This window comes from Leifsonia sp. GW821-FHT13C09 (assembly GCF_058806435.1).
Window position 1 is genome coordinate 264,559 of sequence record NZ_JBXAPS010000001.1, and the last position, 17,770, is coordinate 282,328.

Genomic DNA, 17,770 nt, shown 5'->3' on the forward strand with positions numbered 1-17,770 from the left:
ACGACCGGCACGACCGGCACGACAAGCCACAGCGAGTTCGCCGCGCTGGCCGCCGAGCACCGCGTGGTGCCGGTGGTCCGCGAGCTCTTCGCCGACGGCGAGACGCCGGTCGGCATCTACCGCAAGCTCGCCGCCGGCCGGCCCGGCACCTTCCTCCTGGAGTCCGCCGAGCAGGGTGGCATCTGGTCGCGCTTCTCCTTCGTCGGCGCCGCGTCGTTCGGCATGCTCACGCAGGACGGCGACGACGTGCGCTGGCTCGACTACGGCGTCTCCGCGGAGCGGGCGCTGGGGACCACCGTGCCGAGCGGGCCGCTCGACGCCCTCGCTGCGCTCCACGAGCGCTGGCGGACGCCGCGCATCCCGGGGCTGCCCCCGCTGACCGGTGGCCTGGTCGGCTTCATCGGCTGGGAGGCCGTGCGCCAGCTGGAGCGGTTGCCGAACCGCCCGCCGACGGAGGTCGACGTTCCGGGCCAGGCGATGGCGTTCGTCGCCGACCTGGTCGTGATCGACCACCGCTCGGGCACGGTCAAGCTGATCGCCAACGCCCTCGCCGACGGCGAGTTGGATGCTGACGCGCTCTGGGACGACGCGCAGCAGCGCCTCGACCGCATGCAGCGGCAGCTCGCGCAGCCCTCCGAGGCGTGGCTGGCCGAGGTCGACCTCGGCGCTCCGGCGCACCCGGTGTCCCGCACCCGCGAGCAGGACTTCCTCGCGTCGGTCGAGACGGCCAAGGAGCGCATCGTCGCCGGTGACATCTTCCAGGTCGTCATCTCGCAGCGCTTCGAGCTGGAGTGCACCGCCGACGCGCTCGACGTCTACCGCGTGCTGCGCGCGCTGAACCCGAGCCCGTACATGTACCTGCTGTCGCTGGAGCGGCCGGACGGCGAGCCGTACCAGATCGTCGGCTCCTCGCCGGAGGCGCTGGTCAAGGTGCAGGAGGGCCGCGCGTTCACGCATCCCATCGCCGGCTCCCGGCCGCGCGGCGCGACGCCGGAGGAGGACCTCGACCTGGAGGCCTCCCTGCTCGCCGACGACAAGGAGCGCGCCGAGCACCTGATGCTCGTCGACCTGGCTCGCAACGACCTGCTGAAGGTGTGCGCGGCCGGCACTGTCGAGGTGACCGAGTTCATGCGCGTGGAGCGGTTCAGCCACATCATGCACATCGTCTCGTCCGTGGAGGGCGACCTGCTGCCCGAGTCCGGCGCGATCGACGTCTTCCGGGCGACCTTCCCGGCCGGCACGCTCTCCGGCGCGCCCAAGCCGATGGCGCTGCGCATCATCGACGAGCTGGAGCCCGCGCAGCGCGGCGTCTACGGGGGAGTGATCGGCTACTTCGACTTCGCCGGCGACGCCGACCTCGCCATCGCGATCCGCACGGCGACCATCCTCGGCGGAGTCGCGCACGTGCAGGCGGGCGGCGGCCTCGTCGCCGACTCGGTGCCGCGCCTGGAGTTCCAGGAGTCGCAGAACAAGGCGGCGGCGCCGCTGCGCGCGGTCGCGGTGGCCAACGGCATGAGACGGGTGCGCGGTGCGGACTGAGAACCGCCGCGTCAAGTACCTGACCCTCCTCGTCCTCGTGGTGGGCAGCGGCCTCGGGCTGCTGTCGGCGACGCAGACCTGGTTCACCATCCAGGTGCGGGACGTGGCGAACCACGCCGGGACGGTCACCGTCGCCGGCTCGGCCGCCGCCCCAGCGCTGACGGCGCTCTCGCTGGCCGGGCTCGCGCTGACCGCGGCCTTCGCAATCGCCGGACCGGCGTTCCGGGTGGTGCTGGCGGTGCTCGCCGTGCTGTTGAGCTTCTCGCTCGTCTACTCGGCGCTCGCCGTGCTCGGCGACCCGTTGCAGGCCGCCAGTGCGGCGATCACCTCGGCGACGGGCGTCGCAGGGGAGGCCTCGCTGCGCAAGCTGGTGCAGAGCACCACCACCGGGTTCTGGCCGTGGCTCGCCGTCGTGGGCGGCGTGCTGGTCGCGCTGTCCGGCGTGCTCGCCCTGGTCTTCCTGCGGGCCTGGCCCGGCCCGTCGCGCAAGTACCAGACCCGCTTCGCGGGCGAGGACGGGCGCTCGGCCGAGGAGGCCCTCGCCGAACTGGACGGCCCCTCAGGCGCGGAGGAGGCCACCGAGGAGGGCGACGAGCGCGAGGCGCGCGCGGCCGCCGAATCCGATGCGCCCGAGCAGCCCACCTCCCTCGACCGCGACGCCGCGATCGACAGCTGGGACGAGCTGAGCCGCGGCGACGACCCCACCCGCTGAGCCACTAGACTGGTTCAGATCCACCAATCCGTGCGCGCCCGCTCCGGTCCCAGGGCTACCGGGATGCGCACCCGACGTGCAGGAGTCCCATGAGCACCGAGTCAGTCGAGCCAGGCCACGGTCATTCGCCGGCGGCGTGGACGGCCGTGATCATCATGCTTATCGCCTTCACCATCGGCGCCATCGCGTTCTTCTACGACGCGCCGATCATCGTGTGGGCCTCCGCCGGTCTCGCGATCGTCGGACTCCTCGTCGGCTGGATCATGAAGCGCGCGGGCTACGGAGTGGGCGGCTCCAAGTACACCCCGAAGGGCCACTAGCCCGTGCTCGCCGACCTCGTCGCCGGCGCGCTGGAGGACGCGGAGCGGCGACGCGCCGAGCGACCGTACGCGGTCGTGGAGGCCGCGGCCGCCGCGCGTGAGCCCGCCGTCGACGCGCTCGAGGCGCTCGCGCCCAACGGGCGGGTCAAGATCATCGCCGAGGTCAAGCGCGCGAGCCCGTCGCGCGGCCACCTCGCCGAGATCCCCGACCCGGCCGCACTCGCCGCCCTGTACGAGCGCGGGGGAGCGAGCGCGATCAGCGTCCTCACCGAGGAGCGCCGTTTCAAGGGGTCGCTGGCCGACCTCGAGGCGGTCCGCGCCGCCGTCTCCCTCCCGGTGCTCCGCAAGGAGTTCGTCGCCGAGCCCTACCAGGTGCTCGAGGCACGGGCCGCCGGGGCCGACCTCGTGCTGCTCATCGTCGCCGCGCTGGACCAGCAGCGGCTCGTGGAGCTGCACGACCTGATCACCGACCTCGGGATGACCGCGCTGGTGGAGGCGCACACCGAGGACGAGTTGAGCCGCGCGTTCGACACCGGCGCGAAGCTGGTGGGCGTCAACGCGCGCAACCTCTCGACGTTCGAGCTGGACCCTGACCTGTTCGGCCGCCTGGCCGACCGGTACCCGTCCGGCGTCATCCGCGTGGCGGAGTCGGCCGTGAAGTCGGCCGCCGACGTCGCGCACTACCGGGCGGCGGGCGCGGATGTCGTGCTCGTCGGCGAGGCGCTCGTCACGAGCGATCCCATCGCCACGCTCGGCCAGTTCCTTGGAGCCTGATGTCCCTTCGTTCTGAACACGGACCCTACTTCGGCGAGTTCGGCGGGCGCTTCGTGCCCGAGTCCCTCGTCGCCGCCCTCGACGAGCTCACCGTGGCGTGGGAGGCGGCGAAGGCCGACCCCGCGTTCCACGCCGAGCTGGACGAGCTGCACCGCAGCTACACCGGCCGGCCGAGCATCATCACCGAGGTGCCGCGCTTCGCCGCGCACGCGGGCGGAGCGCGCGTCATCCTCAAGCGCGAGGACCTCAACCACACCGGCTCGCACAAGATCAACAACGTGCTCGGCCAGGCCATCCTCACCAAGCGGATCGGCAAGACCCGCGTGATCGCCGAGACCGGCGCCGGCCAGCACGGCGTCGCCACCGCGACCGCCGCGGCGCTGTTCGGTCTCGAGTGCACCATCTACATGGGCGAGGTCGACACCGAGCGCCAGGCGCTGAACGTCGCCCGCATGCGCCTGCTCGGCGCGGAGGTCGTCGCGGTCAAGACCGGCTCGCGCACCCTCAAGGACGCGATCAACGACGCGATGCGCGACTGGGTCACCAATGTCGAGAACACCAACTACATCTTCGGCACGGTGGCGGGCCCGCACCCGTTCCCCGAGATGGTGCGCGACCTCCAGAAGATCATCGGCGAGGAGGCCCGCGAGCAGGTGCTCGCGCTGACCGGCCGCCTGCCCGACGCCGTCGCGGCGTGCGTCGGCGGCGGCTCGAACGCGATGGGCATCTTCCACGCGTTCCTGGACGACGAGGACGTGCGCCTGGTCGGCTTCGAGGCCGGCGGCGAGGGCGCTGAGACTCCGCGGCACGCCGCGACCATCACCAAGGGCCGGCCCGGCGTCCTGCACGGCGCGCGCAGTATGCTGCTGCAGGACGAGGACGGCCAGACCATCGAGTCGCACTCGATCTCCGCCGGACTCGATTACCCGGGCGTCGGTCCGGAGCACTCGTGGCTGGCCTCGATCGGCCGCGCCGAGTACCGCCCGGTGAGCGACGCCGACGCCATGGCGGCCCTGCGCCTGCTCAGCCGCACCGAGGGCATCATCCCGGCCATCGAGTCCGCCCACGCGCTGGCCGGCGCCCTGGAGCTCGGCAAGCAGCTGGGCCCGGACGGCATCGTGCTGGTGAACCTCAGCGGCCGCGGCGACAAGGACATGGAGACCGCCGGACGCTACTTCGGCCTGATCGACGAAGGAGCCGTGCAGTCGTGAGCCGCGTGGCAGACACCATCGCCCGCCGCAACGCCGAGGCGGCAGGGGCCCTGATCGGCTACCTTCCGGCCGGCTTCCCCGACCTGCAGACCAGCGTCGACGCGGCGGTGGCGCTGGCGGAGAACGGCGTCGACGTGATCGAGCTGGGCCTGCCGTACTCCGACCCCGTCATGGACGGCGCGGTCATCCAGGCGGCGACCCAGCAGGCGCTCTCCAACGGGTTCCGGCTGCGCGACGGTTTCACCGCCGTGCGCGAGATCACGCAGCGCGTGGACGTGCCGGTCCTGGTGATGACCTACTGGAACCCGGTGCTGCAGTACGGCGTCGACCGGTTCGCGGACGACCTGGCCGCCGCGGGCGGCGCCGGCCTCATCACGCCCGACCTGATCCCCGACGAGGGCGCGGCCTGGCTGGCCGCCTCCGAGCGCGCCGGGCTCGACCGTGTCTTCCTCGCCGCGCCGTCCTCGACGGACGCGCGCCTGCGCTCGACCGTCGAGCACAGCCGCGGCTTCGTCTACGCCGTCTCCACGATGGGTATCACCGGCGCGCGCACCGACGTCGACGCCGCGGCGCGCACGCTGGTCGGCCGGCTGCGCGACGCCGGGGCCACCAGCACGTGCGTCGGCCTCGGCATCTCCAGCGCGGCGCAGGTCGCCGAGGTGCTCGAGTACGCCGACGGCGCGATCGTGGGCTCGGCCCTCGTGAAGGCGCTGGCCGACGGAGGAGTCGCGGAGGCCGGACGGGTCGCCGCGGAGCTCGCCCGCGGCACGGTGCGCCAGGGCGCGACGGCCTGACCGCGCTTCGGGCTGACCCGGCCGCGTCGGCGGCACACCCGACCAACACTTAGACTGGAGGCCGTGCGCCGCTCGGCGCCGGACTCCATCGGATACGAAAGGTAGTCATCGCGTGATCGCGACGATGAGCAGCTGGGTCGCCAGCATCCCGAGCCCGGGACCCGAGTGGCAGCAGATCCCGATCGACATCTTCGGGCTGCACTGGCGCATCCAGACCTACGCGATCATGATCCTGATCGGCATCGTGGTCGCCGCCCTCTGGACCTCCCGCCGCCTCACCAAGCGCGGGGCCGAGCCGGGCGTCATCCTCGACATCCTGCTCTGGGCGGTCGTGCTCGGCATCATCGGCGCGCGGCTCTACCACGTGTTCACGCACCCGTCCGACTACTTCTACCCCGGCGCGAACCTGTTCAACGTGTTCGCGATCTGGGAGGGCGGCAACGCCATCTTCGGCTCGCTGATCGGCGGCGCCGTCGGTGTCTGGATCGCCTGCCGCATCAGCGGCCTGCGGTTCTGGAGCGTCGCGGACGCCCTGGCGCCCGCGCTGCTGCTCGCCCAGGCGATCGGCCGCCTCGGCAACTACTTCAACCAGGAGCTGTTCGGCCTGCCGACCAACCTGCCGTGGGGCCTGCAGATCGACGCGGGCAACAAGGCGATCCCGGTCGGGCTGCCGGACAACACGCTGTTCCAGCCGCTGTTCCTGTACGAGATCATCTGGAACGTCATCGGCGTCGCCGTCATCCTGTTCCTGGAGCGGAAGTTCCGCCTGCAGTGGGGCAAGACGCTCGCCGTCTACCTGATCTGGTACGGCGTCGGCCGCTCCTACCTGGAGTCCATCCGCATCGACCCGAGCGAGTTCTCCTTCCTCGGCATCCCGAGCAACGTCTGGGCCGCGTTCCTGGCCGTCGTGCTCGGCGTCGTGATCTTCATCGTGCAGTCCCGCCGGCACCCCGGACTCGAGCCGAGCGTCTACCGACCGGGCCGTGAATGGGTTCGCCCCGATGCTGAGGTAGACTCTGACGACACGGACTCGGACGACGAGGCCTTCGTCGATGGCGACGGAGAACCCACCGCGTCCGCCGGAGCCAAGGCCACAAGCCCGTCGCGCGGATGACCTCCGCCGGCTCAGAACCACCCACCCCGTAGAGGCTGATCCCGCACGCACTACCTGACCGCACCGACCCCCGGGCCGCACACAAGCCCGGCGCAGTTGCGGCGGAACCTCCCAGCATCGGGCCGAAGGCGTCCCCGCACTCCAATCCCCACATCCACGACACTGTGAGGACGGTCGAAATATGGCGGTCACGCCTCCCCACTCCCGGTTCAGCACGGTTCCCGGTAAGCAAGGTCTCTACGACCCTGCCGCCGAGAAGGACGCGTGCGGCCTCGCCATGGTCGCCACGCTCCGCGGCACCGCCGGTCACGACATCATCGACGCCGCCCTCGAGGCGCTGCGCCACCTGGAGCACCGCGGCGCGGTCGGCTCCGACGCCGGCACCGGCGACGGCGCGGGCATCATCACGCAGGTGCCCGACGCGTTCCTGCGCGCCGTGTCCGGCCTGGAGCTGCCCAGCGCCGGCCGCTATGCCGTCGGCAACGCGTTCCTGCCGACGGACGCGGAGAGCCGTGAGGCCGTCAAGACGGCGGTCGAGGCCATTGCGACCGAGCACGATCTCACGGTGCTGGGCTGGCGCCCGGTCCCTGTGCGCCCGGAGGAGCTCGGCACGCTGGCGCGCGACGCCATGCCGGTCATCGAGCAGCTTTTCGTGTCGAGCACCCGCACGGACGAGCGCGGGGAGCCGGTCGCCGGCATCGCGCTGGACCGCCTGACGTTCTTCCTGCGCAAGCGCGCCGAGCGCGAGCTCGACCTGTACTTCTCGTCGCTGTCCAGCCGCACCATGGTCTACAAGGGCATGGTCACGACGCTGCAGCTCGAGCCGTTCTACCCGGACCTCTCCGACCAGCGCTTCGCGTCCAAGCTGGCCCTGGTGCACTCGCGCTACTCGACCAACACCTTCCCGTCCTGGCCACTCGCGCAGCCGTTCCGGATGATCGCGCACAACGGCGAGATCAACACGGTCTCGGGGAACCGCAACTGGATGCGCGCCCGTCAGTCGCAGCTGGAGAGCGAGCTGCTCGGCGACCTCTCGCCGGTGCTGCCGATCGTCACCCCCGGCGCCTCCGACTCGGCGTCGTTCGACGAGGTGGTGGAGCTCATCTCGCTCACCGGCCGCTCGCTGCCGCACGCCGTCATGATGATGGTGCCGGAGGCCTGGGAGAACCAGACCGAGATCGACCCGGTCCGCCGCGACTTCTACGAGTACCACTCGATGCTCATGGAGCCGTGGGACGGCCCGGCGGCGATCGTCTTCACCGACGGCTCGCTCGTCGGCGCGACCCTCGACCGCAACGGCCTCCGCCCCGGCCGGTACGTCGTCACCAACGACGGCCTGGTGGTGCTCGCGTCCGAGATCGGCGTGCTCGACATCGAGCCGAGCCGCGTGGTGCGCAAGGGCCGGCTGCGCCCCGGCCGGATGTTCCTGGTCGACACCGTCGCCGGGCGCCTGATCGAGGACGACGAGATCAAGTCCGAGCTCGCGGCGGGCGCGCCCTACGGCGAGTGGCTGGCCGAGGGCCGGATCAACCTCAAGGACCTGCCGGAGCGCGAGCACATCGTGCACACGCCGGCCTCCGTCACGCGCCGCCAGCGCACCTTCGGTTACACCGAGGAGGAGGTGCGCGTCCTGCTGAAGCCGATGGCGACGACGGGCGCGGAGCCGCTGGGCGCGATGGGGTCGGACACTCCGGTCGCTGTGCTCTCCGAGCGCCCCCGGCTCCTGTTCGACTACTTCACGCAGCAGTTCGCGCAGGTCACCAACCCGCCGCTCGACTCCATCCGCGAGGAGGTCGTGACCTCCCTGGCCCTCGGCCTCGGCCCGGAGCGCAACCTGCTGAGCGCCGGCCCGGAGCACGCCCGCCAGGTCGTCCTCGACTTCCCGGTGATCGACAACGACGAGCTGGCCAAGATCCAGCACATCGACCCGCGCCCGGGCAGCCGCCTCACCACGACGCTCCGCGGCCTCTATCGCTCGGACGCCGGGCCGGACGCCATGCAGGCGCGGCTCGCCGAGATGTGCGACGAGGTGGACGAGGCCATCGAGGCCGGCGCCCAGTTCATCGTGCTGAGCGACCGCGACTCCACCAAGGACCTCGCGCCCATCCCGTCGCTGCTCATGCTCGCGGCCGTGCACCACCACCTGATCCGCGCCGAGAACCGCATGAAGTGCGGTCTGATCGTGGAGGCGGGCGACGTCCGCGAGGTGCACCATGTCGCGCTCCTGATCGGCTACGGCGCCTCGGCGATCAACCCCTACCTGGCGATGGAGACCTGCGAGGAGCTCGTCCGCAGCGGGATGATCACCAACGTCACGCCCGAGAAGGCCGTCAAGAACGTGATCAAGGCGCTCGGCAAGGGCGTGCTGAAGATCATGTCGAAGATGGGCATCTCCACCGTCTCGTCCTACGCGGGAGCCCAGGCGTTCGAGGCCGTCGGCCTCAGCCAGGAGTTCGTGGACCAGTACTTCACCGGCACCACCAGCAAGCTCGGCGGCGTCGGCATCGACGTCATCGCGGCGGAGAACCTGGCGCGCCACACCGCCGCCTACCCGCCGGAGGGCGCGATCCTCGCGCACGAGCGGCTGCAGACCGGCGGCGAGTACCAGTGGCGCCGGGACGGCTCGCCGCACCTCTTCAACCCGGAGACGGTGTTCCGCCTGCAGCACTCCACGCGCACCCGGCGGTACGACGTCTTCCGCGAGTACACCAAGCTCGTGGACGACCAGGCCGAGTCGCTGATGACGCTGCGCGGCATGTTCACGCTGCGCACCGGCGAGCGTCCCGCGGTCCCGATCGACGAGGTCGAGCCCGTCGAGTCCATCGTCAAGCGCTTCTCCACCGGGGCGATGAGCTACGGCTCCATCTCCAAGGAGGCGCACGAGACCCTCGCCATCGCGATGAACCGCCTCGGCGCGAAGTCGAACACCGGCGAGGGCGGCGAGGACCTCGACCGCTTGCTCGACCCGGAGCGCCGCAGTGCGATCAAGCAGGTCGCCTCCGGCCGGTTCGGCGTCACGTCGATGTACCTGACTCACGCGGACGACATCCAGATCAAGCTCGCGCAGGGCGCCAAGCCCGGCGAGGGCGGCCAGCTGCCGCCGACCAAGGTCTACCCCTGGGTCGCGCGCACCCGGCACGCCACCGCGGGCGTCGGGCTGATCTCGCCGCCCCCGCACCACGACATCTACTCGATCGAGGACCTCAAGCAGCTCATCTTCGACCTGAAGCGCGCGAACCCGAACGCCCGCGTGCACGTCAAGCTGGTGAGCGAGTCCGGCATCGGCGCGGTCGCAGCAGGGACGGCGAAGGCGCTGGCCGACGTCATCCTGGTCTCCGGCCACGACGGCGGCACGGGCGCGTCCCCGGTCAACTCGCTCAAGCACGCGGGCACGCCGTGGGAGCTGGGCCTGGCGGAGACGCAGCAGACGCTCATGCTCAACGGCATGCGCGAGCGCGTCGTGGTGCAGGTGGACGGCCAGCTCAAGACCGGCCGCGACGTCATCGTCGGCGCGCTGCTCGGGGCCGAGGAGTTCGGCTTCGCGACCGCGCCGCTGGTCGTGTCCGGCTGCGTCATGATGCGCGTCTGCCACCTGGACACCTGCCCGGTCGGCGTCGCCACGCAGAACCCGGAGCTGCGGTCGCGGTTCTCGGGCAAGCCGGAGTTCGTCGTCAACTTCTTCGAGTTCATCGCCCAGGAGGTGCGCGAGTACCTCGCCGAGCTCGGTTTCCGCAGCCTGGACGAGGCGATCGGCCACGCCGAGCTGCTCGATGCCGACCGCGCGATCGAGCACTGGAAGGCGTCCGGCATGGACCTGACGCCGATCCTCCGCGGGCCGGAGTTCCCGGAGTCCGCGCCGCGCAAGAACGGCCGCGCCCAGGACCACGAGCTGGACGAGCACTTCGACAACCAGCTCATCCAGGCCGCGCACGACGTGCTCGTGTCCGCGCACCCGGGCTCCGAGGGCGCGTCGCTGTCGCTCTCGCTGCCGATCCGCAACACCGAGCGCGCCGTCGGCACCATGCTCGGTCACGAGGTCACCGCCCGGCACGGCGAGAACGGACTGCCGACCGGCACCATCGACATCACGCTGACGGGCTCCGCCGGCCAGTCGCTTGGCGCGTTCCTCCCCGCGGGCATCACGCTGCGGCTGGAGGGCGACTCCAACGACTACGTCGGCAAGGGCCTCTCCGGCGGCCAGATCGTCGTCCGCCCGCCGCAGGGCAGCGTCTTCCCGGCCGAGCGCAACGTCATCGCGGGCAACGTGATCGGCTACGGCGCGACGCAGGGCAGCATGTTCATCCGCGGCATCGTGGGCGAGCGCTTCCTGGTCCGCAACTCGGGCGCGACCGCGGTCGTGGAGGGCGTGGGCGACCACGCGCTGGAGTACATGACCGGCGGCCTCGCGGTCATCCTGGGCGGCACCGGCCGCAACCTGGGCGCGGGAATGTCCGGCGGCACGGCGTACGTGTACGACCTGAAGCGCGAGCGCGTCAACCGCGACGCGCTGGCCACCGGCGAGCTGGAGCTGCTGCCGCTCGGCAGCGCCGACATCGAGATCGTGCGGGACCTGCTCGAGAAGCACCGCGCCGAGACCGGCTCGGCCCTCGCCGAGCGGATGCTCGCGGACTTCGACGCCACAGTGGCGAAGTTCGTCAAGGTGCTGCCGCGCGACTACGCGGCCGTGCTGCAGATGCGTCAGGAGGCCGTCGACGAGGGACTCGACCCCGACGGCGACATTGTGTGGAACCGGATCTTGGAGGTGACAGGTGGCTGACCCCAAAGGCTTTCTGAAGACGACCGAGCGGGAGCTGCCGAAGCGCCGTCCCGTCTCCGTCCGGCTGATGGACTGGAAAGAGGTCTACGAGGCCGGCGACCCGGCGCAGCTGCGCCGTCAGGCCGGCCGCTGCATGGACTGCGGCATCCCGTTCTGCCACCAGGGCTGCCCGCTCGGGAACCTCATCCCGGAGTGGAACGACCTGATGTGGCGCGGGGAGGGCCGCCAGGCCATCGAGCGCCTGCACGCGACCAACAACTTCCCGGAGTTCACCGGCCGGCTCTGCCCCGCGCCCTGCGAGTCGTCGTGCGTACTCGGCATCAACCAGCCCGCCGTCACGATCAAGCAGGTCGAGGTGTCGATCATCGACCAGGCCTGGCAGAACGGCTGGGTGCAGCCGCACCCGCCGGAGCGCCTCACCGGCAAGACCGTCGCGGTCGTCGGCTCCGGTCCCGCCGGCCTCGCCGCCGCGCAGCAGCTCACCCGCGCCGGCCACACGGTCGCCGTGTACGAGCGGGACGACCGGATCGGCGGCCTGCTGCGCTACGGCATCCCGGACTTCAAGATGGAGAAGAAGCACCTCGAGGCGCGACTGAACCAGATGATGGCCGAGGGAACCCGGTTCCGCGCCGGTGTGAACATCGGCGTCGACATCGCCTGGGACGACCTGCGGGCGCGCTACGACGCGGTCGTGGTCGCCACCGGTGCGATGGTCCCGCGCGACCTCCCGATCCCCGGACGCGACCTCGCGGGCGTGCACTTCGCGATGGAGTACCTGGTCCAGCAGAACAAGGCCGGCGCCGGAGACCAGGTCGCCGACCAGATCACGGCGGACGGCAAGCACGTCATCGTGCTCGGCGGCGGCGACACCGGAGCCGACTGCATCGGCACCGCGCACCGCCAGGGTGCGGCCAGCGTGACCAACCTCGCGATCGGCAAGCAGCCGCCGGCGGAGCGCCCCGCGCACCAGCCGTGGCCGATGACTCCGACGCTGTTCGAAGTGCAGAGCGCCCACGAGGAGGGCGGTGCGCGCGAGTACCTCGCCTCCACCGTCGAGTTCCTCGCCAACGAGTTCGGCGAGGTCAGGGCCCTCCGCGTCGCGGAGACCGAGTACCTCGACGGCCGACGCGTGCCGAAGGCCGGGACCGAGCGCGAGATCCCCGCGGACCTCGTCCTCCTGGCGCTCGGCTTCACCGGTCCGGAGCAGGAGGACCTGGGCTCCCAGCTCGGCCTCCCGTTCGACGCCCGGGGGAATGTGGCCCGCGACGGCGACTACCAGACCAGCGAGGCCGGCGTCTTCGTCGCCGGCGACGCGGGCCGCGGCCAGTCGCTCATCGTGTGGGCCATCGCAGAGGGCCGGGCAGCGGCAGCCGCCGTCGACCGGTATCTTGAAGGGGAGACGGAGTTGCCGTCCCCGGTCCGACCCACCGACCGGGGCATCCTCGTCTGATCCCCTCCACCACGAGAACGCGCCGCCACGGTGCGAGAATCACGGAGCACTAAGAACCCATGAGAAGGGCGAAAATCGTCGCGACCCTCGGTCCGGCGACCTCCAGCTACGACAACATCCGCGCGATCATCGATGCGGGCGTCGACGTCGCTCGGATGAATCTGAGCCACGGCAGCTACGACGTGCACGAGGGGGTCTACGCCAACGTGCGCAAGGCCGCCGACGACGCGGGGAAGCCGGTCGCGGTCCTCGTCGACCTCCAGGGTCCGAAGATCCGTCTCGGCAAGTTCGAGGCGGGCCCCTACGACCTCGGGCAGGGTGACATCTTCAAGATCACCACCGACGACATCATCGGCACCAAGGAGATCTCCTCGACCACGTTCAAGGGGCTGCCCAATGACGTGAAGCCGGGCGACTACCTCCTGATCGACGACGGCAAGGTGCGCGTGCGCGTCATCGAGGTCGAGGGGAACGTCGTGACCACCGAGGTCGTCGTCGCCGGCCCGGTCTCCAACAACAAGGGCATCAACCTCCCCGGCGTCGCGGTCAACGTGCCCGCGCTGTCCGAGAAGGACGAGGCCGACCTGCGCTGGGGCCTCAAGCTCGGCGCCGACATCATCGCGCTGTCGTTCGTGCGCAACGCCAAGGACATCGAGCGCGTGCACGAGATCATGGCGGAGGAGGGCCGCAAGGTCCCCGTCGTCGCCAAGATCGAGAAGCCGCAGGCCGTCGAGGCGCTCGAGGAGATCATCGAGGCGTTCGACGCCATCATGGTCGCCCGCGGCGACCTCGGCGTGGAGCTCCCGCTGGAGGCCGTCCCGATCGTGCAGAAGCGCGCGGTCGAGCTGGCCCGCCGCGCCGCCAAGCCGGTCATCGTGGCCACCCAGATGCTCGAGTCGATGATCTCCAGCCCGGTCCCGACCCGCGCAGAGACCTCCGACGTCGCCAACGCCGTCCTCGACGGCGCCGACGCGGTGATGCTCTCGGGCGAGACGAGCGTCGGCGAGTACCCGGCGATCACCGTGGCCACCATGGCGCGCATCGTCACCTCGACCGAGGAGCACGGCCTGGACCGCATCCAGCCGCTCGGCACGCGTCCTCGCACCCAGTCGGGCGCGATCACGCTCGCCGCGGTGGAGGTCGCGGACTTCGTGGAGGCCAAGTACCTCTGCGTGTTCACCGAGTCGGGCGAGTCGGCCCGCCGGATGGCCCGCCTGCGCAACAAGATCCCGATCCTGGCGTTCACGCCGGAGGAGTCGGTGCGCCGCCGGATGTCGATGTTCTGGGGCGTCGAGTCGTTCGTCGTGGACCGCGTCACCCACACCGACCAGATGGTCGCGCAGGTGGACGAGGCCCTGAAGTCCACGGGCCGCGCCGAGAACGGCGACAGGGTCATCATCATCTCCGGCTCCCCTCCCGGGATCCCCGGAACCACCAACGACATCCGCGTCCACAAGGTCGGCGACGTCCTCTAGGGCGGATGAGGAAGGCCCCGCTGAGGCGGGGCCTTCCGCGTATCCGGCGCGAGTCCCGTGGGGGCGTAGGGGTTCAATCCGCGAGAGCGTGAGTCACACCGGCCTTCACCAGTTCTTCGGCAGCACTGGGTCGTCGGGATCGATCGGAGCACATTGGCTGTATCCCCGGAAGTCGGCGTAGTTCTCACCGATCGTGAACACGATCCCCAAGCCGTCTGCACGAACACCGGTCAGATACGGCGGGTACGACACCACCTTCCGCGGCGGGTAGATCCTATTGTCCTCGACCACCTTCGTCGGGAACCCGTGCTCGGTCCACAGCTGCGCAACCCGCTCCGCGGTCTCCTCCGGACTGGACTTCGTCGGACCGAAGTACTGGTTGAAAATGTTCCAACTCTCGGACGGGGTGCCATCGGCATAATCCCCGCACCCGTTCCCCCAGCTCTTATCGGGCACGGTCGGCCACTTGTCGGCGACCAGGGCGGTCGCCTCGTCGTAGAGACGTTGGATTTCCTGTTCGACTGCGGCGCGGTCGGCTCTGTCTTGGTCTTCCACCTGCTGGATATCCTTCGCGGTCATCGATTGTGCCGCACACCCACCGAGGGCGCCGACGGGCAGCAGCGCGGTCAGCACCACGACGGGTAGCACCACTCCGTGCACGCCCCGTGGTCGGGTGATCATCGTCCGCCTCCAGGCGGAGTAGCGTCGCGTGCGGTCCAGGATGCGCTCCATCGTCGCCATCGCCGTGCTCGACTGGCCTGAAGGTTCACCAGTTCTTCGGCAGCCGTGGGTCGTCGGGGTCCTCCGGAGCGCACCGGCTGTATCCCTGGAAGTCGGCGTAGTTCTCACCGATCGTGAACACGATGGCCAAACCGTCTGCACGAACACCGGTCAGATATGGCGGGTACGACACCACCTTCCGCGGCGGGTAGATCTTGTTGTCCTCGACGACCTTCGTCGGGAACCCGTAGTCGGTCCACATCTTCGCAACGCGCTCCGCCGTCTCCTCCGGGCTTGACTTGGTCGGACCGAAGTACTGGTTGAAGATGTTCCAGGTCTCTGATGGGGTGCCATCGGTATAGTCACCGCACCCGGTCTGCCAGCTCCTGTCGGGCGCGGTCGACCAGGTATCCGCGACCAGGGCTGTGGCCTCGTCGTAGAGGCGCTGGATTTCCTGTTCGACCGCGGCGCGGTCGGCTTTGTCTTGGTCTTCCATCTCTCGAATCTCCTTCGCGGTCTTGGGTTGTGCTGCGCAACCCGTCAGCGCTCCCGTGGCGAGCAGTGCTGCCAGTGCGACAACACGCAGCATTGTGCGGGGGGCGGCCGTGATCGTCCTGCTCATTGTCGTGCCCCCGACGGTGTCGGGCTCGGGCGCGGTTGCGGGTTTGGCACCGCCGATCGGTCCTGCGGGGTCCCGCCGGTGGGGATCTCCTGTCCGCGTCCCATGGTGGCCATCGCCGTTGCGTACTGTGCGGAGGTGAGGTTGTCGAGGTAGCTGTAGGAGTCGGGGGTTTTCGGACCGTTACCGAACGGGCCGTGTTTTGTGATCCCCTTCAGGTCGAGACCATCCAGCGTCGTGGCCTCCGCGCTGAACGGGTGCGCGCCGAAGCTCGGGCTGGTGGGGTCGAAGCGCCCGGAAAGGGTCTGCCCGATCCTGGCCCACCCGTCCCGTGTGCCCTGGGTCGCGTAGACCTCCCCGCCCGGCACATGCAACGCCGCCGCCGTCGGGACGCTTCCGGCAATGCCCGCGGACCCGAGGAGTACGACATGCCCAGCGGTGACTCCCTTCTGGGTCAGGGCAAGCGTGGCGACGTCGGTCCCGTACGAGTGCGCCACGACCGAGAGCCCGGCCGCGTTCGCCGGCCAGTCCTTCACCGCGGTCAACCCGCGCAGCGTGTTCCCCAGCCGTTCCGCGCCCGCTGTGGCGAGATCATTCTGGATAACCCCCACCACGTCCACGCTGCCGGGAGGGTCGTAGTCCAGCCAGGACAGCACCGCGATCTTGTCGCGCGGAACACCGGATGCCTTCGACTGTTGTTGTCGCAGGTCTTCCGCGGCTTTGCCGTACTGTCCGATGTCGTTGGCGGTGGTTCCCATTCCGGGAACCACGACGCTGATGTGGTCGGCGGTCTCCAGCAGTCCGGTGCTGATGGCGACTTTGATGCGTTCACCGGGTTGATAGACATACAACTCGTGCGGCGGGGTATCGGTCGGACCCTTGCCGTAAGCGATATCGATACGCGAGAGCGTGTCGGCCAGTTTCTGCGCCTCGGCCAGACGACTCAGTGCGCTTCGACGGACCCCCTCGAATGGCGAGCCGAGTTCGGGATCCGCCTTGGCGTCTTTGAGGCGTTTCTTCGCGTCGGCGAGGTCGGCCTTCAGGCATTCACGGTTCGCGTCGGAGCGGACCCGCGGCGGGACGCCGTCGAGGTTGCCGACGAGCCTCGGAACCGCCTTCGCCCACTCCTTGCGCTGCGTCGCGTCGAGTTTCTTCCACCACGCAGCCGTCTTCTCCGGCGCGGGCGGGTGGTCCCAGAACCGTTGAAGCAGCTCCGGGTGGGCGGCCAGCAACGTCTTCATCTGCGACGGGGACACGTCGTTCAGCAGCGACGACAACTCGGCGGCCGTCGCGGTCGACCAGTCCTTGGACGACCCCAGGCCTGCCAGGTAGACGAGAGCTTTCGCCCGTGCGGTCGGAGCAGCGATCCCGACACCGCCGCCGAGTTGCTCCAGGAGCGCGACGGTGTCCCTGATGGCGGAGTCCAGTTTCGACAAGCCGTCGCGAAACAGGCCCTGCGTCGCGGTTGCGAAGGCTTGGAGCGCCGTCAACCTGTCTTCCAGGTCGCGGATCTGCCTTTCCAGCTCGTTCAAGACCAGTTCCAGCTGAGTGTTCGCCATCTGCAGCGACTCGCTCAAGCCCGGCACCGCCACCGCGGAGTCCGCAGCACGGCTGTTGGCCTCCATCAGACGCTCGGTGGCATCCCGCTGGGTCGTGGTCGCGACGAGCTGCGTGGTCAGCTCGTCCTCTTTCAGAACGCCCCATCGGCTGACCTTCGCGTCCTCCCGAACATACGTGTCGAGTTCACCCCGGATCGCGTCGATCTCGCCCTTCGCCCGCGCGATACAGGGCACGACGACCCACGCGAACAACGCATCGACGGCGGAATACCCTTTCCCGGACAGCTCTCCGGTGCCCAAGCCGGCGAGAAGCCTTTTCGACGCGCTCTCCAGCTTGGCGAGCGCTGTGGATGCGGCCGTGAGGTTGGCCTCCAACGCGGTCTTCACGCTTTCCGAGTCGCCCGAGTCGTAGCTCAAACCCACGATGCGCCTTCCTTCTTTTGTCGCAGCCGTTCCAACGGCGCCTCACGGGGGATAGCCGACGCTGCGTCTGTCACGAACTCCGAGCGTTCCCGTGGAGACTGCCGACTCAGCCGTCGTGTCCCCGACGAGCGCTGATAGCAGTTCAGCCTATCTGCAGTCCTACATTGCACGCGTCAGTGCTGAAATTGTAGACGGCAATCCGAATGTGCCGCCGGAAGGCGGGAGAGGAGATCTGTCGCCCGCGTGTCATACCTGGGGATGATTTCCGGTTCTCCCACCGAAT

Annotated in this window: 13 protein-coding genes; 10 read left to right on the top strand and 3 right to left on the bottom strand. The window is 69.9% G+C overall.

Features of this window, described 5'->3' with window-relative positions:
* Positions 1-45: 45 nt before the first annotated feature.
* The 10 genes from AC1ROW_RS01260 (at position 46) to pyk (ending at position 14,166) form a co-directional block, all read left to right on the top strand.
* On the top strand, positions 46-1,539 hold the full coding sequence (locus tag AC1ROW_RS01260; RefSeq protein ID WP_493018340.1) for an anthranilate synthase component I: 1,494 nt from the start codon (positions 46-48) through the stop codon (positions 1,537-1,539).
* On the top strand, positions 1,529-2,251 hold the full coding sequence (locus AC1ROW_RS01265; protein WP_493017060.1) for a Trp biosynthesis-associated membrane protein: 723 nt from the start codon (positions 1,529-1,531) through the stop codon (positions 2,249-2,251). Before AC1ROW_RS01260 ends, AC1ROW_RS01265 begins: the two co-directional genes overlap by 11 nt.
* 89 nt (positions 2,252-2,340) lie before the next feature.
* Positions 2,341-2,571, top strand: a complete 231-nt coding sequence (locus AC1ROW_RS01270) for a DUF6704 family protein (protein ID WP_493017061.1) — start codon at positions 2,341-2,343, stop codon at positions 2,569-2,571.
* Positions 2,572-2,574: 3 nt separating this feature from the next.
* Positions 2,575-3,345, top strand: a complete 771-nt coding sequence (gene trpC, locus AC1ROW_RS01275; RefSeq protein ID WP_493017062.1) for an indole-3-glycerol phosphate synthase TrpC — start codon at positions 2,575-2,577, stop codon at positions 3,343-3,345.
* Entirely contained in the window at positions 3,345-4,556 is a 1,212-nt protein-coding gene (gene trpB, locus AC1ROW_RS01280; RefSeq protein WP_493017063.1) for a tryptophan synthase subunit beta, read from the top strand. The genes trpC and trpB overlap by 1 nt, the downstream gene beginning before the upstream one ends.
* Entirely contained in the window at positions 4,553-5,350 is a 798-nt protein-coding gene (gene trpA / locus AC1ROW_RS01285) for a tryptophan synthase subunit alpha (RefSeq protein WP_493017064.1), read from the top strand. The genes trpB and trpA overlap by 4 nt, the downstream gene beginning before the upstream one ends.
* A 124-nt stretch (positions 5,351-5,474) precedes the next feature.
* Positions 5,475-6,464, top strand: coding sequence for a prolipoprotein diacylglyceryl transferase (gene lgt / locus AC1ROW_RS01290; protein WP_493018341.1), 990 nt, complete (start codon positions 5,475-5,477; stop codon positions 6,462-6,464).
* A 181-nt stretch (positions 6,465-6,645) separates the two neighbouring features.
* Positions 6,646-11,241, top strand: a complete 4,596-nt coding sequence (gene gltB, locus AC1ROW_RS01295; protein WP_493017065.1) for a glutamate synthase large subunit — start codon at positions 6,646-6,648, stop codon at positions 11,239-11,241.
* Positions 11,234-12,691: a glutamate synthase subunit beta gene (locus AC1ROW_RS01300; protein WP_493017066.1), complete on the top strand. Its 1,458-nt coding sequence runs from the start codon at positions 11,234-11,236 to the stop codon at positions 12,689-12,691. The genes gltB and AC1ROW_RS01300 overlap by 8 nt, the downstream gene beginning before the upstream one ends.
* Positions 12,692-12,750: 59 nt before the next feature.
* A complete protein-coding gene (pyk, locus tag AC1ROW_RS01305) occupies positions 12,751-14,166 on the top strand; it encodes a pyruvate kinase (RefSeq protein ID WP_493017067.1) in 1,416 nt (471 codons plus the stop codon).
* Between the two features lie 105 nt (positions 14,167-14,271).
* Here pyk and AC1ROW_RS01310 read toward each other — a convergent pair whose 3' ends face one another.
* The 3 genes from AC1ROW_RS01310 to AC1ROW_RS01320 are packed head-to-tail and all read right to left on the bottom strand — an operon-like array spanning position 14,272 to position 17,487.
* Complete coding sequence (locus AC1ROW_RS01310; protein ID WP_493017068.1) at positions 14,272-14,907, bottom strand: hypothetical protein; 636 nt, start codon at positions 14,905-14,907, stop codon at positions 14,272-14,274.
* Positions 14,908-14,932: 25 nt separating this feature from the next.
* Complete coding sequence (locus AC1ROW_RS01315; RefSeq protein ID WP_493017069.1) at positions 14,933-15,508, bottom strand: hypothetical protein; 576 nt, start codon at positions 15,506-15,508, stop codon at positions 14,933-14,935.
* Positions 15,505-17,487 (bottom strand): alpha/beta hydrolase, encoded by a 1,983-nt coding sequence (locus AC1ROW_RS01320; protein WP_493017070.1) that lies wholly within the window; start codon positions 17,485-17,487, stop codon positions 15,505-15,507. The genes AC1ROW_RS01315 and AC1ROW_RS01320 overlap by 4 nt, the downstream gene beginning before the upstream one ends.
* Positions 17,488-17,770: the final 283 nt, after the last annotated feature.